The 21783-nt window shown below is 37.6% G+C and carries 16 protein-coding genes; 12 read left to right on the forward strand and 4 right to left on the reverse strand.

Annotated elements, in window-relative coordinates; translation table 11 throughout:
* Positions 1 to 21: 21 nt before the first annotated feature.
* Genes R3F25_05115 through R3F25_05130 form a run of 4 tightly spaced genes read right to left on the reverse strand, consistent with a single transcriptional unit; the run spans position 22 to position 6599 of the window.
* The gene (locus tag R3F25_05115) at positions 22 to 1218 is read right to left on the reverse strand and encodes an acetyl-CoA C-acyltransferase (protein ID MEZ5496194.1); all 1197 of its coding nucleotides are present in this window, start codon (positions 1216 to 1218) and stop codon (positions 22 to 24) included.
* Positions 1219 to 1231: 13 nt separating this feature from the next.
* Complete coding sequence (locus R3F25_05120) at positions 1232 to 3601, reverse strand: 3-hydroxyacyl-CoA dehydrogenase/enoyl-CoA hydratase family protein (protein ID MEZ5496195.1); 2370 nt, start codon at positions 3599 to 3601, stop codon at positions 1232 to 1234.
* Entirely contained in the window at positions 3591 to 5966 is a 2376-nt protein-coding gene (locus R3F25_05125; protein MEZ5496196.1) for an acyl-CoA dehydrogenase domain-containing protein, read from the reverse strand. Before R3F25_05125 ends, R3F25_05120 begins: the two co-directional genes overlap by 11 nt.
* Positions 5967 to 6599, reverse strand: a complete 633-nt coding sequence (locus R3F25_05130; GenBank protein ID MEZ5496197.1) for a TetR family transcriptional regulator — start codon at positions 6597 to 6599, stop codon at positions 5967 to 5969.
* Positions 6600 to 6995: 396 nt separating this feature from the next.
* Here R3F25_05130 and ndk point away from each other — a divergent pair, with 396 nt between their 5' ends.
* The 12 genes from ndk (at position 6996) to metH (ending at position 21778) form a co-directional block, all read left to right on the forward strand.
* Positions 6996 to 7421: a nucleoside-diphosphate kinase gene (gene ndk / locus R3F25_05135; GenBank protein MEZ5496198.1), complete on the forward strand. Its 426-nt coding sequence runs from the start codon at positions 6996 to 6998 to the stop codon at positions 7419 to 7421.
* Positions 7422 to 7441: 20 nt separating this feature from the next.
* A complete protein-coding gene (gene rlmN, locus R3F25_05140) occupies positions 7442 to 8536 on the forward strand; it encodes a 23S rRNA (adenine(2503)-C(2))-methyltransferase RlmN (protein ID MEZ5496199.1) in 1095 nt (364 codons plus the stop codon).
* A gap of 2 nt (positions 8537 to 8538) precedes the next feature.
* Positions 8539 to 9327, forward strand: coding sequence for a type IV pilus biogenesis/stability protein PilW (gene pilW, locus R3F25_05145; protein MEZ5496200.1), 789 nt, complete (start codon positions 8539 to 8541; stop codon positions 9325 to 9327).
* An 8-nt stretch (positions 9328 to 9335) separates the two neighbouring features.
* Positions 9336 to 10262 (forward strand): DUF4115 domain-containing protein, encoded by a 927-nt coding sequence (locus R3F25_05150; protein MEZ5496201.1) that lies wholly within the window; start codon positions 9336 to 9338, stop codon positions 10260 to 10262.
* Positions 10263 to 10371: 109 nt separating this feature from the next.
* Entirely contained in the window at positions 10372 to 11670 is a 1299-nt protein-coding gene (gene hisS / locus R3F25_05155) for a histidine--tRNA ligase (GenBank protein MEZ5496202.1), read from the forward strand.
* Positions 11670 to 12650 carry an SPOR domain-containing protein gene (locus R3F25_05160; GenBank protein ID MEZ5496203.1) on the forward strand — a complete coding sequence of 327 codons (981 nt, stop codon included), beginning with the start codon at positions 11670 to 11672 and terminating at the stop codon, positions 12648 to 12650. Before hisS ends, R3F25_05160 begins: the two co-directional genes overlap by 1 nt.
* Complete coding sequence (locus R3F25_05165; protein ID MEZ5496204.1) at positions 12647 to 13285, forward strand: CvpA family protein; 639 nt, start codon at positions 12647 to 12649, stop codon at positions 13283 to 13285. The genes R3F25_05160 and R3F25_05165 overlap by 4 nt, the downstream gene beginning before the upstream one ends.
* Positions 13285 to 14754: an amidophosphoribosyltransferase gene (purF, locus tag R3F25_05170; protein ID MEZ5496205.1), complete on the forward strand. Its 1470-nt coding sequence runs from the start codon at positions 13285 to 13287 to the stop codon at positions 14752 to 14754. Before R3F25_05165 ends, purF begins: the two co-directional genes overlap by 1 nt.
* A complete protein-coding gene (gene ubiH, locus R3F25_05175) occupies positions 14729 to 15958 on the forward strand; it encodes a 2-octaprenyl-6-methoxyphenyl hydroxylase (GenBank protein ID MEZ5496206.1) in 1230 nt (409 codons plus the stop codon). Before purF ends, ubiH begins: the two co-directional genes overlap by 26 nt.
* A complete protein-coding gene (locus tag R3F25_05180) occupies positions 15955 to 17127 on the forward strand; it encodes an FAD-dependent monooxygenase (GenBank protein MEZ5496207.1) in 1173 nt (390 codons plus the stop codon). Before ubiH ends, R3F25_05180 begins: the two co-directional genes overlap by 4 nt.
* Before the next feature lie 89 nt (positions 17128 to 17216).
* Complete coding sequence (locus R3F25_05185; protein ID MEZ5496208.1) at positions 17217 to 18134, forward strand: metalloregulator ArsR/SmtB family transcription factor; 918 nt, start codon at positions 17217 to 17219, stop codon at positions 18132 to 18134.
* The gene (gene metH, locus R3F25_05190; GenBank protein ID MEZ5496209.1) at positions 18134 to 21778 is read left to right on the forward strand and encodes a methionine synthase; all 3645 of its coding nucleotides are present in this window, start codon (positions 18134 to 18136) and stop codon (positions 21776 to 21778) included. Before R3F25_05185 ends, metH begins: the two co-directional genes overlap by 1 nt.
* Positions 21779 to 21783 lie beyond the last annotated feature (5 nt).

The raw sequence follows: 21783 nt of genomic DNA on the forward strand, positions 1-21783 counted from the left end.
CCACGAGTGCTTGACATGCAATTACAAGGCTTCAATAATTCCGGCTGCTCCCATACCGGTTCCAATACACATAGTTACCATTCCGTATTTGCCACCTGTTCGGCGTAATCCATGAATTGCAGTTGCAGCACGAATCGCACCGGTCGCTCCAAGTGGATGCCCGAGAGCAATAGCACCACCATTGGGATTGACTCTCTCAGGATTCAAGCCTAAGTCGTTGATAACTGCTAATGATTGAGCAGCAAAGGCTTCGTTAAGTTCTATCCAATCCATATCCTCTTTTTTGAGTCCGACTTGTTTCAATGCTTTGGGAATGGCTTTGATAGGTCCGATTCCCATGATTTCAGCTGGAACACCGGCTACTGAAAAGGCTTTGTATTTAGCAATCGGAGTCATGTTATATTTTTTCAAAACTTCTTCATTCACCAATAACAAAGCACCGGCACCATCACTCATTTGTGAACTGTTTCCGGCAGTAACTGACCCACCCATGCGAAAAACCGGTCTTAATTTTGATAACACTTCGATGCTGGTATCCGGTCTTGGGCCTTCATCTGTATCAACCTGATGCGTTGAAACTTGGGTTGTTGCATTAACCAGATTGGCGGCCCTTGATTCAATTTCATAAGGGATGATTTCATCTTTGAAAAGACCATCCTGAATGGCTTTCATTGCTTTCATGTGTGAGTTATAAGCGAATTCATCCTGTGCTTCACGACTGACTTTCCATTGAGTCGCTACATTTTCAGCGGTAATTCCCATGCCGTAGGCGATTCCAATATTATCATCTATAAAAACTTTTGGATTCATGGCTATTTTATGTCCCATCATTGGAACCATACTCATGCTTTCTGTTCCACCCGCAATGGCACAATCCATTTGTCCGGTTGCTATTTGTTGGGCAGCAATAGCAATTGCTTGCACACCGGATGAACAAAAACGATTGATCGTCATTGCAGGAACGGTATCAGGAATACCGGCTAATAAACTGGCAATCCGAGCGACATTCATACCTTGTTCGGCTTCAGGCATAGCACAACCAATAACAATGTCACCGATTTCATTTTTATCAAAGTCTGGATGACGCGCCAGCATCGTTGATAAACAATGAGCCAATAAATCATCCGGACGGGTTTTATTAAACATTCCTCTTGGAGCTTTACCAATCGGAGTTCTGACAGCTTCTACAATATAAACTTCTTGTGTTTGTTTCATGATATTCTCCAATAGATTAGTTTCTTAAAGGTTTGCCGGTTGTCAAAGTGTGTTCGATTCGAGCAAGTGTTTTTGGCATTTGAATCAGCTCCATAAACAATTTTCGCTCTAAATCTAATAAATATTGTTCGGTAACCAATGAGTCACGGTCAACATCTCCACCACAAATCACGGTTGCAATTCGTACAGCTATTTCGTAATCGTGAGGACTCATCATGTGTCCCGCCATCATATTTGCCAGAATCATTTTCATATTTGCAATACCGGCTTGTCCCGCAACCCGGATTTGAGTGTCTTCAGCAGGAGCTCTGTAACCTTTGGCATTCAACCATTGAATTTTTTGTTTGGCAACATAAAGAACTTCGTGGCTATTGAACACAACATCGGTACATGGTTTCAGCAGTTTCCATTGTTTGGCTTCGGATGCTGAACCTGAAACCTGTGCCATAGCGACCAATTTGAAAAAATGTTCGAGTTGAGGGTAGAGGTCACCGGTTTCAAAATCTTCGGATGTACGGCGAGCAATTTCTTTCAAACCACCACCTGCAGGAAGCAAACCAACTCCTGCCTCCACCAAACCAATCCATGAATCAAAAGCAGCTACAACTGATGTGGCATTCATGGAGAATTCGCAACCACCTCCAAGTGTTAAGCCTCTTGTGGCAACAATGGTAGGAACCTGAGAAAACCTGAGTTTTTGGGATGTTTGCTGGAATTTATTCACTAATTGTTCGACCAATTCCACTTTTCCTTCGGAAATTGCCATTGCAGCAGGAGCAAGGTTCGCTCCTAGAGTGAATGGCTCAGAATATTGCCAAAGTACCAGTCCTTTGAAGCCCTTTTCAGCAACTTCAACTGCTTTTTGAATTCCTGAAAGAACTCCGTCAGTAATGATATTTTTCTTGGTTTTAAAGCTGGCAATCAGGATTTCATCATTTTGGTGCCATAAGCGTATATCATCGTCTTCAAAGACAGTCACTCCATAATCGGCAGTTTCTCCGATTGTTGGTACAGGGAATATTTGACGTTTGAACACATCCAATTGAGCTCGTGGCTGGAAATTATCATTTTCGGGTGAATATGAACCATCTTGTGTGTGTGGATTGTCAATTTTAGCAACCCAATTCGGCAGATTCTCACTTATCATGCTTTCACCATTGGAAATATCTTCTTCAATCCATTTACAGACTTGTTTCCAACCGGCATCCTGCCAAATTTCAAAAGGTCCTTGTTGCCAACCAAATCCCCAGCGAATAGCAAAGTCCACATCTCTGGTTGAATCCGCAATTTCTGCCAGATGATAAGCTGAATAGTGGAACAAATCTCTGTACATGCTCCACAAAAATTGCGCTTGAGCTGAATCTTTCATGGCTCTCAGTTGTGCAAATCTCTCACCGGCGTTTTTATTTTTCAGAACAGCCAAAACATCAGGCTCTATTTCAGCATTTTGTGTTCGATATTGACCTTGCTCAATGTCTATAATTTTAATTTCTTTGCCTTGCTTTTGATAAACACCGGCGCCGCTTTTTTGCCCTAAAGCACCATTTTTAATCAATTCCTGTAGCCATTCTGGCAATTGATAGTGTTGATTCCACGGATCATCCGGCAAACCATTTTTCATAGTGTTTACTGTATGGTTGAGTGTGTCTAAACCAACCACATCAGCGGTTCTGAATGTGGCACTTTTGGCTCTGCCAATCAATGTTCCGGTTAGAGCATCAACGGTTTCCAGAGGAATATTGAACTTCATTCCGTGATAAATGGTGCAGATAATTGAGAAAACACCGATTCGATTGGCAATAAAATTCGGTGTATCTTTTGCGTTAACCACACCTTTGCCTAAAGTTGTTATCAAAAATTCAGTTAAATCATCAATGACTGATGGCTCGGTTGTCTTTGCAGGAATAATTTCGACCAGATGCATGTATCGGGGCGGGTTGAAAAAATGCACGCCACAAAATCTTTGTTTGAGGCTTTCTGGAAAAACTTCTGCCAAACTATTAATACTCAATCCGGATGTGTTTGTGGCAAAAATAGCATTCTCATTGACATAATCTTCAATTTTGTCATAAAGACTTTTCTTGATGTCCATGCGTTCCGCAACCGCTTCAATAATCAAGTCAGCTTGAGAAAGTTTTTTTAAATCTTCATCATAATTGGCAGCTTCAATCAACTTTGCGGCGGATTTGACTTCTAAAGGAGCGGGTTTGAGTTTGCCAAGCATTTTGATAGCTGTATCAATAATTTTGTTTTTGTTGCTACCCTCAGATGGCAAATCAAACAAAGTGACAGGAATTCCGGCATTGGCAAAGTGGGCTGCTATTTGTGCACCCATCACACCAGCTCCAAGAACTGCAGCTTTTCTGATGTTGTGTTTATTCTTCATGTTTCTTTTTCTCGTAGTTATTTCCGAAATGGTTAGTTAACTGTATATCAAGGATGCTTTGATAGGCATCTCTGAGTTGTTCTGATTGTTCGATACTGACGATACCGGCAGCCAAGCATCGGTTGATAAGTGTCTCGTAATTATCTGTTGTTACCGGCGTTCCGGTGACATTGGTAACAGCAATTTCGGCAGATTCGGCAATTTTTAGTTTTTGTTTGGCATCAAAAATTTTCTGCAAAAATTGTGAATGCTCATACTCGTTATTACTATTTTCCAGTTTGCAAATGCTTTCGATTTCATTATCCATAGGTTGGTTACCACTACTGTAATGAAACGGTTTGCCGAGAGGAAACAACATCGCTTTAATTAGCAATGCGGGAAAACGATTAAACGCCAGATTGATAGAATCGTTCAGTGATTTTTGAGTGTTATAAAGTCCATTCTTTAAACTAAACTTAATTAAATCTTTGGCTGCTGAACTATTAAAAACTGGTTGCTCATAGCATGAATAAATTGTTACTAAAGTTGCAAGCTCCTGAATACTGCGTCCTAATTGCCCGGCGAAACTGGTATTAATTCTTTTCTTGAATGTCCAGTTAATCAGAATGATGTCTGATAAAAATGCAAAACTGGCACTCATCCTTTTGATCATGTTTTTATACTTGTTTTTAGGAAAAAGTAAGCGAACAAAAAATGAAGTTCTGAAAGAGTATAACCATAATTTAATCAGATTCTGTAAAATATAACCGATATGCTGAAACGCGAGCTTATCAAATTGTATCAAGTCAAAATTCTTTTTGTCGGTTAGTAATTCAACTTCTTTATCGTAATAAGGATGACATGCCAGAGCCGCTTTTTTAATTAATGGCAATTGATTGATTTCATGACTCATTCCGTCAAGTTCTGTTGCCAGATGTGCGACTTTATAGAATGTTCTGACCCGGCTTTCTGTTTTGATGTTGTGAGAATTTGAACCCAGTATCTCACGCAATAGTGTCAGTTGCTTCATTGTTTGGTTGATATTTAAACTTTTATTTAATATCGCTGTGAAACGAAAAGGCTGAGAGGATAACCCATGTTGCAATGAAATATTATCAAGAATTTGAAGTTTTAAACACTGACTGAATTGTTCCTTCAGTTTTGATAAGACAATTTTATAACTTAATAATTGTCTGCCGTTTTGTTTTTGAATATGAGCAAAATACCACGAAGTTAAAGTGAGAGTTTTATTAATTGGTATTGACACTCCTAATGGCCAAATATTACATGCATAGCATTGATTTTTATATAAATATTCGAGACCTTTGCCAATTCCGGAGGTTTCGTTGACAATATGTTCAAATGGAATAAATACGTCATTGCCGGTACATGCGTAATAACTGAGATAATCATCATACGACTTCAATCCTTTCTGGTACTCAAGTCCTTTAATCTCATCACTAATGATGCAAATTGCAGTTCCTAAATGTGTTTTTTCACTGTAAATATTATTGAAATCTTTAATATTTACATTGATGAAAAAACAATTGGATTTGGAAGTTCCAAGTAAAATCAAATCCTGAAAAGACACTCTCACACCTAAGACTTGTTCCCCATCAATGAACTTTTTCTCGACACGCCCTTCGATGGAAGATTTCTGACTGTCGATGCTTTCATACAATGATGTTGGTTTTAAATAGGGTGTTAACTTTCCTTTTGAAAACTGTGGAAGATATTTTTGTTTCTGTTTTGAATTGGCAAAATTATTTATCAAACTACTCAGAGAGTCCAGGTTTAGTAGTCCTATGATTGCAGCAAGAACGGAGTCATATTTGCTTATATTTTTCAACAATGAAGAAATGTCTTTTATGGACAGATTTTGTCCGTTGTAGCTTGCCGGAATTTGTAAAGAGCCGGCACCGACTGCAACAAGATTGTTAACATCTGAAACTTGACTGGATGTTTTTTTATTTGAAAAATAATGTTGAATTTTATTTGATAATGCCGTGCTATTTGTTTTATTTTCAGAAAAATCAACGGATGCAAACTCGAAATCAACTTCACCACGGAATATTTTTTTCTCGAACTCACTGGCAAACCAGCCATCATCAATTCGGCTGAATGATTTCCAGTTATTATCGGATTGTAGTAAATAGTCACAAAATGGCTTGGTGATAAAACGTCTTCGAATATTTCTAAAATTCAGGAAGCTGAGAGTTAAAATGGTCAGAATAAAAAATATACTGAATTCAAGTGTTTCGATTTTGCCGAATTGAAAAAATAGTATCTCAATCGTGATTAAAATTATGGAATAAAGATAAAGTCTGAGACGATAAAAACCTGCGAAAATTGTTAATAAAGCTATACTGAATAATAACCAAAACATTTATTTTTCAAGACTATTTTGTAAAGAACATTGAGCAAAATCAATAAGTTCGTTACAACATGTGTTGAAATATTCGGAATCACTCATTCCGCCACTACGGCTGGAGGCTCCAAAATCTGCCATAACATAGACAAGCGCACCCATAATGAAATGAAATCTCCAGAAAATCACTTTTTTGTCCAGTTCCGGACAAGCTCTTTGAAGTGCGGTCGCAAAGCGTTTAATGACATTAGCATATTTTTTACTTAACAACTCATGAAGAAACTCGCTTTTTTCAGCATAAGCTCTGGCAAGAACTTGCATGAATCTTTTGCCACCTTGATGATTGTCGTTACTCATTGTAAGCGCAGGGGCAATAAATGCTTCGAGAATTTGTCTTAAATTGCAAGGGGAATCTGAGCCGGATTCCAACTCATCAAGTAGCTTAATACGCAATTCAAAAAGATTATTCAATCTTCTTTCAAGCATTTCTTCTATTAACTTTTCCTTATTACCAAAATGATAATTAACTGCGGCAAGATTTGTTTGAGCAATATTGCTGAGGCTTCTTAGTGAAATTCCTGAAAAACCTTTCTCAGAGATTATTTTTTCTGTTGTGTCGAGAATTCTCTCTTTTGTTGATAAAACAGTCATTTTATTAGTATTTTTATTGTTGGAAGTATTTTAGTAAATAGTTGTCATTTTTACAATTCAAACGTTTGTTTGAGTTTGTAATTGATAGATAAAACTTGTCAATTTGTTTATTTGTTAAAACAAAAAATCTAATAATTTCTCCGCATAAAACAATTACATCCAATAATCCAGCTAATCTATATTTTTTGCGGGTTTGACTGTCAAAATCACAATGAAAATGTGTATAATTACGCGCTTTTGGGTTTTATCCTTAATATTTTATTGTTTTGGTTGTCATTTTGTTTGAAATAAAAGCAACAACAGTTAAAATTTTAGGTTAATAATTTTTTATAACTTTTGGAAAGTAAAACTATTTTTTCAAAACTTTCCAAACCATAAATTGGAGAATTATACAAAATGGCAATACAACGTACTTTGTCAATTATCAAGCCGGATGCAGTAGCAAAAAACGTAATTGGAAAAATCTATCAAAGATTTGAAGATGCGGGATTAAAAGTTGTTGCTTCTAAAATGAAGCACTTGAGCCAAAAAGAAGCCGAAGGCTTTTATGCAGTTCACAAAGACAGACCATTTTTTGGTGAATTGGTTGCTTTTATGACTTCAGGTCCTGTCATGGTTCAGGTTTTGGAAGGCGAGGAAGCAATTGCAAAAAACCGTGAGTTGATGGGAGCGACTAACCCTGCTGAAGCAGCACCTGGTACTATCCGTGCGGATTTCGCGCAAAGTATTGATGCAAATGCAGTGCATGGGTCTGATGCCGCTGAAACTGCAGCTGTTGAAATTGCTTACTTTTTCTCCAGCACAGAATTGTGCCCAAGATAACGATAACAAAGTGAATCAAGTTGGTCGGTGATAAAATAAATCTTCTCGGCTTGGATCGAGCTGCACTGGAGCGTTTGTTTGCCAGAATTGGTGAGCAAAAATATCGTGCGGCTCAATTTATGAAAGCTCTTTATCATCATTATCAAACTGAATTTGATAGTTTAACCACTTTCAGTAAATCCTTAAGAGCTAAAATGCAGGAGTTTGCATCTCTTGCCGTGCCTCAAGTCATCAGTGAAAAAATATCTGATGATGGTACGATAAAATGGCTCATGCAAATGTACGAAGGCAACGCTATTGAGACGGTTTATATTCCGGAAAAAAATCGTGGAACACTCTGCATTTCATCTCAAATTGGTTGTTCTCTAAATTGTTCTTTCTGTGCAACCGGAGCTCAGGGGTTTAACCGTCATCTATCGACAGATGAAATCGTCGGTCAAGTCTGGGTCGCTGCCAGTCGTTTAGGCCAATCAACGAAAAATAGGAAAATCACAAATATCGTTTTGATGGGAATGGGTGAGCCATTAGCCAATTATTCCAATGTCCTTCCTGCTTTGAAGATATTCGTTGATGATTTTGGTTTCGGGTTTGCTAATCGCAGAGTGACTGTCAGTACATCTGGAATGGTTCCGTATATCCAGCAACTCAATAAAGATATTGATGTTTCATTGGCAATTTCTCTTCATGCTCCCAATGATGAATTGAGAAATCAATTGGTACCTCTTAATAAAAAGTATAATATCAAAGAATTATTATCTGCTTGCTCGGATTTTATTAAGGATAAGCGAAAAGCAAAAATCACAATTGAATACACGCTCATCAAAGGAGTTAATGATCAACCCGAGCATGCCAGAAGCCTTGTAAAACTGTTGTCTAAAATTCCTTGTAAAATTAATTTGATACCATTCAACCCATTTCCCGGGAATGATTACCAAAGACCGGATTATGACACAGTTGAGCAATTCCAAAATATATGTGAAAAAAGCCGAATCGTCACTACAGTAAGAAGAACAAGAGGTGATGACATTGATGCTGCTTGCGGTCAATTGGCAGGTGACTTTATGGACAGGACCAGACGTTCAAATAATACATTACTCAAACTAAAGGTTTCATAGCTATGAAAAAACAATATTCAAAACTTTTATTAATTTCGATTTTGTCAGTTTTGATTATTGGATGCGGGAAACCTTCCACCAGAAAAACGACTGAAAACAGTCGAACAGAAGCAGTCAAACAGGTTGACTCAACATCAGCAGAAAAAATTAACGTTGATTTGGGTGTTGGTTATTTACAAAGAGGCAAACCCGGTGATCTCGATATTGCTCTCGAGAAATTTAAACGGGCTGTATTGATAAATCCCAAATTTTCATTAGCGCATTCAATGTTAGCAACGGTTTATGATCGTAAAGGTCTTTTTGACAGTGCAGAAAAACACTATAAACTTTCGATAAAATACAATAATGGAAGTCCTGATATTATAAATAATTATGCTAATTTTCTTTGTCAAAGAGGTAAATATCAGGAGGCAGTTGACAAGTATCTTGAAGTTGTAAAAAACTCGCAATACAAAACACCGGCAGCCGCTTATGAAAATGCGGGTGTTTGTTCCTACCGTGCAAAGAATGAAGAACAAGCCGAAAAATACTTCAGAATGGCTCTGCAGGAAAACAAAACACAACCTAATTCATTGTATTACTTGCTTAAAATTAGTTTGAACAAACAGGAATATATGAAATCAAGAGCTTTCTTGCAAAGATTAGAGCAGGTCATTCCTGCTTCCGAAGAAATGCTGATATCTGGATATAAAATTGAAAACGGACTTGGAAATACTAAACTAGCTGCGAATTACTTGACCAAATTACAGAAAAAATTCCCCAAATCTGATTTTCTAAAAATAATAAACTGAGGATAAAAATGCAGGCAGAAAACGAAAATAATTTGAGACAACTTCGGGAAGCGAAGAATCTCAGCATTAGCCAGGTGGCAGCGAAATTGAAGCTGACAACCAGCGCTATAGAAAAACTGGAAAGTAGCGAATTTGCATCACTTGGTGCGTACACTTATGTTCGTGGCTACTTAAAAAACTATGCTGACTTGCTAGAAGTAGATGCTGAAAAACTCATAGGTTTGTTACCTCGTAAAGAAATGGAAGTTCCACTGATTAATACCAAGTCTAATGTAGCGAAAAGCGTTAAATTTAAACGTCATTCTAAAAATTTCGCCAGTTATGCTATCGGAACATTTATATTCGTCGCTATTTGTTTTAGTGGTTGGTTTTTATTAAAAAATTATCCTGTTTCCAAAAAAAATGAAGAGTCGATACAAATAGCCGACAATAAAACATTGGAAATCACTCCTCCGGCTAATAAACCTGAAAACGAAAATACAGATACAGCTAATTCAGATAATTATCATTATTCCTCATTAATTCCTTCTGAATCAGTTAACAGCCAGCAAGCGCAAAATAACGAATCTGAAACAAGTACAGCCTCATCGCCTGATAGCTTGGCGATTCCGTCAAAAGATGAAGTTTTATCATTAGGTGGCGATGAAGAAGCTATCCAGAATTTATCAGAAGTGAATGATACACTCACTGCAAAGTATCAAATTCAAGTGATAGCTACTGAAACCAGCTGGGTTAAAGTTGAACATTTAAATGGAAACAAATTGCATAATGATTTGTTAAATCCGGGTTTTGTAAATCTGGAATCTGATGAAAAAGTTCACTTTAGAATTGGTAACAAAGATAATGTCAGGGTTGTTATCAACGGTGAAGAAATTGATTTATCGAAATACTCAAGAAAGAATATTGCCGATTTTAACTGGCCGGTAGATGGTTAAATCTGAGCTGTAAAACTTTAAAAACAAAATTTAACTATTTCTCCCAAAATAGTACAAATATCATGGGAGTGTTTTAAAATACCCCAAATAATGGACTCGGGAATTTCAATTGAGTAAAAACACGAAACAAATTAAACGAATCCGAGGGATGTATGACGTGCTCCCCGCAGATGTTTGGATTTGGCAAAAACTGGAATCGACAATTTCCAGAGTTTTCACCTCTTATAACTTTTCAGAAATCAGGCTGCCACTTGTTGAGGAAACCAGATTATTTCAAACAGCCATTGGTGAAGTGACTGATGTTGTTGAGCGTGAAATGTTTAGTTTTCCGGATCGTTCCGGAACATCTTTGACCTTGAGACCGGAAGGAACTGCCGGTTGTGTTAGAGCCGTGATTCAAAACGATTTATGTAATCGAGGACTCACTCAAAAACTATGGTATAACGGCCCGATGTTTCGTTATGAAAGACCACAAAAAGGTCGAAACCGACAGTTCACTCAAGTCGGTGCTGAGATATTTAACATGGAAAATCCCGAAGCTGATGCTGAATTGTTGCTGATGTCTTCAAGACTATGGAAAGAACTTGGTTTGCCAAATGTTCGACTAGAGATAAACTCATTAGGTACAGATTCTTCAAGAAGTCAATATCGTGAAGTGTTGATTTCTTATTTTAAAGAACATATCGAGATTCTCGATGAAGATGCAAAAAGACGTCTTGAAACCAATCCATTAAGGATTTTAGATTCAAAAAATCCGGCCATGCGTACCGTCATTGAAAATGCTCCGTTACTGACGGAATATTTGGATAACGAATCAATTGAGCACTTTACAAAAGTAAAATCAATCCTCGATCAATGCAGAATACCGTATATTGAAAATCCCAAGTTAGTCAGGGGTTTAGACTATTATTGCAAAACGGTGTTTGAATGGATAACCGATGATTTAGGGGCTCAAGGAACGATTTGTGCCGGAGGCAGATATGATTCTCTGGTAGAAAGGCAAGGCGGTAAACCAACACCGGCTGTCGGTTTTGCAATGGGTCTGGATCGAATTGTTGAGTTGATTAAAGATTTAAATTTATGGCAACAACATAGTTCTGTAGATGCTGTGTTAATTGTTGATAATGCCATTGACTCTGCCTTAGCAAGTCAATTCTCTGAAAAAATCAGAGAGAGTTTGCCAGGAATTAATTTATTTGTGAATCAAAGTGGTGGAAGTTTTAAGTCTCAGTTTAAAAAAGCAGATAAACTGAATGCAGACTTTGCTATCATATTGGGAGAAAATGAAATAAAGAATGATTTTATTACTGTCAAGTCATTGAAAAATAAAGATTTAGGGCAACAAGAATTACAATACAATAACTTTGTTGAGTTTATGAAAACGAATGCCAACTTAAGAGAAAGTTAATGGAAACTGAATTAAAACAAAGACTCATTGGTGCCTCAGTCATCATTGCATTGGCGGTTATCTTTGTGCCGATGCTATTTGATGATTCAAAAGTAAATCAAAACCAGACTCTTTCTATCAAAATTCCGGATCAGCCAAGTGACCTTAAACACAAATCCATAGCGATAGAACCTGTAAATAATCAGGATACACAAAGTGCTGAAATAAATTCACAAACTCCAGATTCAAACACAACTCAGGAGACAGCATCAGAAATTAAACCGGTGGTAAAAAAAGAAGAGCAAATTATTGACGTTGTAGATAATTCTTTGAATGATAAAAAGCCGGAAAATCAGAACAAGCCAGAATCAAACCAGGCAAATAAAACTGAGAGTAAAGACGAGAAACCAATCACAAAAATTGAGAAAAAGCCTGAAATCACTGAAACTCAGCCGGATATAGTGAGTGCGAATTCATCCGGCTCGGAATTTGGTTGTCGCTTGCAATATGGTGTGTTTTCTCAACAAAAAAACGCCCAGCAATTAAAGGCTAAATTACTGAATAAAGGATATAGCGCAGTTGTAGTAAAGGACTTGGATAAGGAAGTGTATAAGGTTTATTCTGAGATGTTGGATTCATCGAGTGAAGCTGAAAAACTCAGTCAAAAGATTGTCGCACTCAAGTTAAATATTGGAAAACCAGTTATAGAAAATCTTGATGAAGAAGCATTTAACTCGTTGCTTGATACCGGCTGGATTGTACAGATTGGTATTTATAGCAATAAAAAGAACTCGTTGGCTCAACGTGATGAGATAAGAAAATCGGGATTTTTATGTTTTGTGGATGAAATTATAGCTTCAGGCAATAATCAATATCGGGTAAGAGTTGGTCCTTACGCGACCAGAGATGAAGCCAAAGACGCTGAAAAACAATTGCTTGATAAACTAAAATTAAAAGGGCTTGTAAAACCTCATGAAAAACAAAAGGTAATTAGCAAATGAATTGGCTAGATTATGTGTTTATCGGAATCCTTGCAATTTCTGTAATCATTAGTATTTTCAGGGGATTAACTAAGGAAGTCTTATCGTTATTAATTTGGGTTGTTGCTTTTTGGTTAGCGTATCATTATGTTGATGTCGGAGCTAAATATCTGGAATCTTACATTGAGCTTCCTTCAGCCAGGCATTTGATTGCATTTGTAGCTATTTTAATTGCTGCATTATTTTTAGGAAGCATCATTAACTTTATTCTAGGAAAACTGATTAAATCTACCGGTCTGAGCGGTACGGATCGTTTTTTTGGAATGTTCTTTGGTTTGTTAAGAGGGGTTGTTATTATCATTGTGATTGCTTTCTTCGTCAGAGCCACACCACTTTCTGAAGATCCTTGGTGGCAAAACTCAAAACTGGTACCCTACGCAGGAAAGATTGCCGAATGGGCAAGAGTAAGAATGCCGGAGAGTTTTTCAAAGTATTTTTCATTTATCGAAAATAATAAAGTTGTGGAGCAAACATCAGAAATGCTTAAAAAGGCTGCGGAAAATGTGGAATCAAGCAAACAACTGGATCAATTAATGCAAAGTTTATCCGATAATGAAGCAGAGACTAATGACCAAACAGAAGGAGGTTCCAACTGATGTGTGGAGTGGTTGGTGTTGTTAGTCAAAGTGATGTGGCTTCTACAATTTATGAATGTCTGACAGTATTACAGCATCGGGGACAGGATGCAGCAGGGATAGCAACCTGTGAGAATCGCAGAATCGCATTGGTCAAGGATAATGGCTTGGTCAGAGATGTCTTTAATGCTGAAAATGTAAAAAAGCTTCATGGAAATATGGGCATTGGTCACACTCGTTATCCGACAGCGGGTGGCGATAATCGCTTGGAAGCCCAACCTTTTTATGTCAACTCACCATACGGGATTGTTCTTGCTCACAATGGTAATTTAGTTAATACCGAAAAACTCAGACGGGAACTGTTTGAGGAAGATCGAAGACACATCAATACCGGTTCAGATTCCGAAGTCCTGCTGAATGTATTAGCACATGAATTACAGAAAAATCATGAAATTGAATTAAAAGCGGATATGGTTTTTAAAGCCATTACCAATTTAAATAAACGCTGCGTCGGAGGCTATGCTGTTGTGGCTATGGTTCCCGGGCATGGAGTGATTGGTTTTCGTGATCCAAATGGTATCAGACCTTTGGTTTTGGGCAAAAAAACAATCAATGGCCAAGATGAATACATTCTTGCATCCGAAAGTGTGGCTTTGGATTTGCATGGTTATAAACTTATAGATGATGTCCAGCCGGGTGAAGCGGTATTGCTAGGACTTGATGGAACTTTATACCGTCAGCAATGTGCTGAGAAAAAACAGCACACGCCTTGTATCTTTGAATTTGTTTATTTTGCCCGTGAAGACTCCATTATGGATAATATTTCTGTCCATAAAGCTCGTTTGCGCATGGGTGAGCATCTGGCAGATAAAATTTTGCGAGAGATGCCGGATCATGATATTGATGTGGTGATTCCAATTCCTGATACTTCTAGGACGAGTGCTATTCCTCTGGCTTATCGTTTGGGTGTTAAGTTTCGTGAAGGTTTTGTGAAGAACCGTTATATCGGCAGAACTTTTATCATGCCCGGACAAGCTGAAAGAGTGAAATCCGTTCGTCGCAAACTAAATGCCATTGAATTAGAGTTCAAAGGTAAAAATGTTCTCTTGATTGATGATTCAATCGTTCGCGGAACCACCTCAACTCAAATCATTCAAATGGCAAGGGAAGCAGGGGCAAAAAAAGTTTATTTTGCCTCGGCAGCTCCTCCGGTTCGCTATCCTAATATTTATGGAATTGATATGCCAGCTCCTAAAGAATTAGTCGCCTTCAATCGAACTGAAGAAGAAGTAACGGAAATCTTGGGAGCAGACAAAGTCATTTACCAATCTTTAGATGATTTGGTTGCTGCTTGTTCGAATGATAGCAAATATGTGAAAAACTTTGATACATCCTGTTTTTCCAATGAATACATCACACAAGTCGATGATGACTATTTTGAAAGACTGGAAAAAATTCGTAGTGATGAAGCCAAAAGAAAAGCATCGTAATTTCGACGTCACCATCGTTGGTGGTGGACTGGTAGGTATGGCATGTGCCTTAACTTTGTCAAAACTCGGTTTAACAATCAATCTTATAGAACATACAGAAAACAGTCACAACTCACATCCAAGTTATGATGATCGGACATTAGTGGTCAATCAGGCATCCATTCGGTTTTGGCAAAATTTAGGAATCTGGGAAAATCTTCTTGATGATATCACACCAATTAAACAGGTTCATGTTTCAAATAAAGGACATTTTGGTGTTGTAAAATTTGATGCTTCTGACTTTGAAATTGATGAATTGGCGTTTATTGTCGAAGCAAAAAAACTAGGAATGTCGCTTTACCAAAAAGTCATTGATAATCAAAGTATTAATCTGATTTGCCCGGCAAAATTTTTGGAATTCAACAACTTAGATGATTCTATTGAAATAAAGTATCAATTCGAATCTGAGGAATTTACAGATAAAAGCACATTGATGATTGCTGCTGATGGTATTCAATCGGGAATTCGTAAAACACTTAATTTACCGACTGAAGTTAAATCCTATGAAAGGACAGCCATTATTTGCAACATCACTCCCGAACTCAAACACAATCATTGTGCCTATGAACGATTAACCAAAGAAGGACCGACAGCATTATTACCTTTCATGAATAATCGTTGTGGCTTTGTTTGGTCGGTTAAAAGTTCCGAAGCTGATGAAATCATGTCACTTTCCGATTCAGAGTTTTTAAAAAGGGCACAAACTCAATTTGGTTATCGTTTAGGTCGCTTTTTGAAAGTTGGCAAAAGAAGTTGTTATCCCTTGTATTTTGTCAAAGTGCCACAGCAAACTTCCAATCGGGTTGTTTTGATGGGTAACGCCGCTCATGGTGTCAGCCCGGTTTCAGCTCAAGGTTTAAATTTAGCGGTCAGAGATATTGCAAATCTGGTGGACGTTATGGAATTGGCGATTGAAAAAAATAATGATATTGGTAGTGTACAAGTATTGGAAAAATATCAACAAAGTGTCGATACAGATCAAACTCAAACCATGCAATACACTGATGATCTGATGGAATGGTTTAAACTGGATGAGCCGGTAATTAATAAAATTCGATCTTTGGGATTATTTTCCTTACAACAATCCAATGTCGCAAAAATGGAGCTTTTCAAGCGAGCATCCGGCTATCGTGGTTTAACTCCCAAATTACTGAGGCAATCATGAAGAAATTTGATTTGATAATTTCCGGTGGTGGTATGGTTGGTTCTATATCCGCTGTCGCTGCCTGTCAATCCGGTTTATCGGTATTATTGATTGAATCGAATAAAAGTCCCTTCCTTACAGAAAACTCAGATATGGATTTAAGAGTTTCTGCAGTTTCCTGGCAGAATATCGAATATCTAAAGAAGTTGGGAATTTTTCAAAATCTTTATTCAAATCGGATTGCTCCGTATTCACACATGCAGGTTTGGGACACCAGAAGTCAGGCACACATCAATTTTGATGCCGATTTTTCTTCGCAGAGTTGTTTAGGGTATTTGTTAGAGAATAATAATTTGGTTCAGGCTGCCTGGAAGTCGCTTGATAGTTATCCAACTTGTGAAATTATAACAGGTCATTCCATTGATTCGTTAGAAAATACAGGTTCACAGGTTCGCGTTCAATTAACTGATGGTCATGAATTCAAGAGCAGGGCATTGATTTCGGCTGAAGGAAGAAAATCAAAAGTCAGAGAGTTTGTAAATATTAAGACGACTGAAAATGATTATCATCAGTTCGGTCTGGTCGCCTATCTAAGTATTAAAGATGCTCCTGAATTCACGGCTTTTCAGGCTTTCAACGAAGGTGGTCCAATCGGTGTGCTTCCGATGGGTGATAATTTGTTCTCAATAGTCTGGAGTTTGCCTAAAGATAAGGTTGATTATTGGCTATCTTGTGATGAACAAACTTTTGAACAGGGAATTGTCAATGCTTTATCGAATCATGAAATTGCACCAAAAGTAACTTTAAAAAGCGCAAGAGTAGCATTTCCATTAACTCAACTTTATGCTGAACGATATTTCAATAACCGCGTTGTTCTTTGCGGAGATAGTGCTCACGGAGTTCACCCATTAGCCGGTCAGGGCGTCAATCTGGGAATCGGTGATGTCCAATTATTGTTTGAATTACTGGATAGTTCAGTTCTTAAAGATGATTTGCTTTTGCATAAAAATTTACGAAAATATCAAAGAAGAAGAATTTCTCAGGTCAAAGAGACTTCGGAAATGATGAGTTTTTTGCATCATATGTTCAAAGATGATAATCATATTAAAAAACCATTACGAAGTTTAGGAATGAACTTAATCAATCAATCTCCTCTAAAAAAATGGTTTATGGCTCAAGCCGGCAGTTAATATCTCAGATAAATCATTTAATTCACTATTTCCTTGACGGCAAGAATCAATGATATACAATTCATATATCTTTAAATCAAGATAAAAGGATGAATATTGTTTCTGTATTTAAACTTCTGGCAGATGAAACCAGAATACGTTTGCTGCTTTTGCTAAAACAGACGGAACTAACTGTCGCTGAATTGTCTGCAACATTGCAATTGGCACAACCTCGTGTATCCACACATTTAGCAAAATTAAAGGAACTCAAGTTTGTTTTAGCCAGAAAAGATGGTGTTTCAACCTATTATCGAATCAATCATCAATTGATAAAAAGCGATTATCAGTATATTTTGAAGTCCTTAAACGATGAAGAAGAACAAAACTCCTTGGTTATCGAAGATAAGCAACGACTAACCAAAGTTTTGGAAGAAAGAGCAAAAAGTAAGAACTGGGTGGACTCTGTTGCCGGCGATATGGAAAGACAATATTCTCCGGGTCGAAGCTGGGAAGCTACAACCCGAGCTCTCAGTTATCTTTTGGAACTTGGTGATGTGCTTGATATAGGTTCAGGTGATGGCGTTTTAGCTGAACTTCTTCATAAAAGAGCTTTAACTTATACCTGTGTTGATAGCAGCCAAACTATTATCGAAGCGGCTCAAAGACGTTTATCGAATGCAGAAAATGTTCAATATGTAGTTGCTGACATGCATGCCTTAGGTTTAACCCAATCATTCGATACTGTGTTCTTGTTGCATGTTTTAACCTATTCAGAAAATGCTCAGGAAGCCATCGATCAAGCATCTAAATCTTTGAAGCCAAATGGAAAAATTCTGATTTCAACTTTAAAAAAACATCCGCACACTGAAATTGTTAAGGATTTTGGTCATGTTAATAATGGTTTTACAATTAAACAATTAACTAAATGGGTTGAAGCTGCGGGATTAAAAAACATTAAAGCCAAAGTCACTTCCATCGAAAGCAAGAAACCACATTTTGAAGTAATTACGCTCGAAGCTGAAAAATAATGACAACAAAACAAAAACTAATCTCACTATTACAACAAAGAATTCTATTGCTGGATTCCGCAATGGGAACGATGATTCAATCTTACAAGTTGAGCGAATCTGATTATCGGGGCGAACAATTTCGTAATCATGAAAATAATTTAAAAGGAAATAATGATTTATTATCTATCACACAGCCGCAAATTATTGAGGAAATCCATTTAAAGAATCTGCAAGCCGGTTCCGATTTAATCGAAACTAACACATTTAACGCCACGCAAATTGCTCAGGCTGATTATGGAATGGAGTCTTGGGCTTATGAAATTAATTTTCAGTCCGCAAAGTTAGCCAAAAAGTGTTGTGAGCAATTTTCGACTGAGAGTAAACCTCGATTTGTGGTTGGCAGCATCGGTCCAACTAACCGAACGGCTTCGATTTCTCCCGATATCAATCGACCGGGTTATAGAAACGTCACTTTTCAGGAATTGGTAGATAACTATATTGAGGCTGCCAATGGTTTGCTTGATGGCGGTGCTGATATTTTAATGGTTGAGACTGTATTCGATACTTTAAATTGCAAAGCGGCAATTTATGCACTTTCTGAAGTTATGGAACAACGGAATGAGGATATTCCAATCATGATTTCAGGAACAATTGTCGATGCCAGCGGACGCACTCTGTCAGGTCAGACAACAGAAGCGTTTTATAATTCCGTTCGACATATAAAGCCATTAACCATAGGTTTGAATTGTGCGTTAGGAGCAAGGGATTTGATTCCTTATGTACGTGAGTTATCAAAAATATGTGAATGCTTTGTCAGTGTTCATCCTAACGCGGGATTACCCAATGAACTTGGCGAGTATGACGAAACACCTGAGGAAATGTCAGAAATTTTAGCTGAAATGGCAAAATCAGGGTTTGTGAATATTGTTGGAGGATGTTGCGGAACAACACCAAAACATATTCAGGTTTTCTCTGAAAAACTTTCAAATTTGAAACCTCGTACGATTCCCAAAATTCCTTCATTAACCAGATTATCAGGATTGGAAGCATTAAATCTGAGTAAAGAATTGAATTTTATCAATGTCGGTGAACGAACCAATGTCACCGGTTCGCTCATGTTTAAACGCTTGATTAAGGAACAGAACTATATAAAAGCGACCGAAGTGGCGTTACAGCAAGTGCAAAATGGAGCACAGATTATCGACATTAACATGGATGAAGGGTTGATAGACTCCAAAGAAGTGATGATTGAGTTTTTGAATATTATTGCTACAGAGCCTGAGATTGCTCGTGTACCGGTGATGTTTGATTCTTCCAAATGGGAAGTTCTTGAAGCCGGTTTAAGACATTGTCAGGGTAAAGGAATTGTAAATTCTATCTCGCTCAAAGAAGGCGAAGAAATATTCATTAAACAAGCAAAAACCATTCAAAAATATGGTGCGGCCGTGATAATCATGGCATTTGATGAACAGGGTCAGGCAGAAAGCAAAGTTCGTAAAGTCGAAATCTGTCGCAGAAGTTTTGATATATTGGTCAAACAGGTTGGTTTTGCACCCGAAGACATTATTTTTGATCCAAATATTTTTGCTATTGGCACCGGAATTGCCGAGCATAACAATTATGGAATTGACTTTATAGAAGCCACTCGAATTATTAAAAAAGAGATGCCTTTGTGCCATGTTTCTGGTGGTGTTTCTAACATTTCATTTGCGTTTCGTGGTAATAATCCTTTGCGTGAAGCGATACATTCGGTTTTTCTTTATCATGCTATTCAAGCCGGTATGGATATGGGAATTGTCAATCCCGGAATGTTAACGGTTTATGATGAAATCGAAGAGGAAGTCAAAGTCCGCATCGAAGATTTATTATTCAACAGAAGAGAAGATGCGACCGAGCGTCTCATGGAAATAGCAGATAAAATTCAGGGAAAACAACAAAAGCAAGAAGATAATACCTGGCGGGAACTCGATGTTGAAAAAAGATTATCTCATGCTTTGGTTCATGGAATTACTGAATTTATCGAATCTGACTCACAATCAGCATTTGAAAAACTACAAAACCCGCTGGATGTTATTGAAGGTCCGTTAATGGATGGCATGAACACTGTCGGCGATTTATTCGGAAGCGGTAAAATGTTTCTGCCACAAGTGGTTAAATCCGCTCGGGTGATGAAACAAGCGGTGGCATGGTTGTTGCCTTATATCGAAGCTCAAAAGGGCACACAAAAAAATAACGGCACCATCATTATGGCGACTGTAAAGGGCGATGTGCACGACATAGGAAAAAATATTGTTGGTGTTGTTTTAGGGTGTAACAATTATCAAATCATTGATTTAGGCGTAATGGTTCCGGCAAATAAGATTATTGATGCTGCCGTCGAGCATAATGCGGATATCATTGGATTAAGCGGATTGATTACACCATCTTTGGATGAAATGTGCAATGTCGCTGAAGAGATGGAAAAACGGGGATTAAAAATTCCGCTTTTGATTGGAGGAGCAACCACATCCCGAACTCACACGGCATTGAAAATCGAACCTAAATATTCTGCTGATACCATTTGGGTTAAAGATGCATCTCGTGCAGTTGGAGTTGCGCAAAAACTGACAGGTTCAGATAAAAACCGTATTGAGTTTTCTACAGAAACAAAACAACAATACGTAGAAATCAGAGAAAGAAGGAAGAATCAATCAAGTCGAAGACAACTGCTGAGTTTAAATCAAGCCAGAGATAATAAGCTCAATATCAACTGGCAGGAACAACCTCCTGTTCAGTCTGAATTTATCGGTATTAAAAAACTCACAGATTATTCTTTGATGGAAATTTCAAAATACATTGATTGGACTCCGTTTTTCCAAACCTGGGATATTCATGGTAAATTTCCGGCAGTTTTGGAAGATGAAATCGTTGGAAAAACCGCGACTGAATTGTTTCATGATGCTCAAAGAATGTTGCAAAAAATAATTGCTGAGAAATGGCTAACAGCAAATGCGGTATTTGGAATTTTTCCCGCAAACAGCGAAGAAGACGACGTTTTAATAAATTTTGAGAATAATAATCATCGCTTAATCAATTTACGTCAACAAAAACAAAAAGGCGGAAAAAACCTGTGTTTAAGTGATTTTATTGCCCCTCAAGAAAGTGGTTTTCAAGATTATTTGGGAATGTTTGCGGTTACAACCGGTATCGGAATTGAAAGGAAAATTAAGGAGTTTGAAAAATTTCACGATGACTATTCATCAATTATGCTGAAAGCACTTGCAGACCGGTTAGCAGAAGCCTTTGCAGAGCATTTGCATCAACTGGTTCGTACTGATTATTGGAAGTACACGACCGAAAATGAAATTTCAAATGAACAATTAATCAATGAAGACTATCAGGGAATCAGACCAGCTCCCGGTTATCCCGCTTGTCCTGATCACACGCAAAAAGAGTTGATTTTTGAGCTTCTTGAAGTGGAGAAAAACACAGGAATTCAATTAACTGAAGGATACACCATGTATCCGGCAGCATCAGTCAGTGGTTTTTATTATGCTCATCCACAATCCCAATACTTCGTTTTGGGTAACATTGATGAAGAGCAATTAAATGACTATGTCACCAGAAAAAATATTGACTTGGAGAAAGCCAAAAAAATTCTAGAGCCTAATTTGGAGAGCTGAAATAA

The organism is Gammaproteobacteria bacterium, from assembly GCA_041395445.1.
Taxonomy (GTDB): domain Bacteria; phylum Pseudomonadota; class Gammaproteobacteria; order Xanthomonadales; family Marinicellaceae; genus NORP309.

Excerpts from the sequence above, each read along its gene's own strand:
- R3F25_05120 (MEZ5496195.1), bottom strand. The coding sequence starts at position 3,601 with ATGAAGAATAAACACAACATCAGAAAAGCTGCAGTTCTTGGAGCTGGT.
- R3F25_05125 (MEZ5496196.1), bottom strand. The coding sequence starts at position 5,966 with ATGTTTTGGTTATTATTCAGTATAGCTTTATTAACAATTTTCGCAGGT.
- R3F25_05130 (MEZ5496197.1), bottom strand. The coding sequence starts at position 6,599 with ATGACTGTTTTATCAACAAAAGAGAGAATTCTCGACACAACAGAAAAA.
- ndk (MEZ5496198.1), top strand. The coding sequence starts at position 6,996 with ATGGCAATACAACGTACTTTGTCAATTATCAAGCCGGATGCAGTAGCA.
- pilW (MEZ5496200.1), top strand. The coding sequence starts at position 8,539 with ATGAAAAAACAATATTCAAAACTTTTATTAATTTCGATTTTGTCAGTT.
- R3F25_05150 (MEZ5496201.1), top strand. The coding sequence starts at position 9,336 with ATGCAGGCAGAAAACGAAAATAATTTGAGACAACTTCGGGAAGCGAAG.
- R3F25_05160 (MEZ5496203.1), top strand. The coding sequence starts at position 11,670 with ATGGAAACTGAATTAAAACAAAGACTCATTGGTGCCTCAGTCATCATT.
- R3F25_05165 (MEZ5496204.1), top strand. The coding sequence starts at position 12,647 with ATGAATTGGCTAGATTATGTGTTTATCGGAATCCTTGCAATTTCTGTA.
- purF (MEZ5496205.1), top strand. The coding sequence starts at position 13,285 with ATGTGTGGAGTGGTTGGTGTTGTTAGTCAAAGTGATGTGGCTTCTACA.
- ubiH (MEZ5496206.1), top strand. The coding sequence starts at position 14,729 with ATGAAGCCAAAAGAAAAGCATCGTAATTTCGACGTCACCATCGTTGGT.
- R3F25_05180 (MEZ5496207.1), top strand. The coding sequence starts at position 15,955 with ATGAAGAAATTTGATTTGATAATTTCCGGTGGTGGTATGGTTGGTTCT.
- R3F25_05185 (MEZ5496208.1), top strand. The coding sequence starts at position 17,217 with ATGAATATTGTTTCTGTATTTAAACTTCTGGCAGATGAAACCAGAATA.
- metH (MEZ5496209.1), top strand. The coding sequence starts at position 18,134 with ATGACAACAAAACAAAAACTAATCTCACTATTACAACAAAGAATTCTA.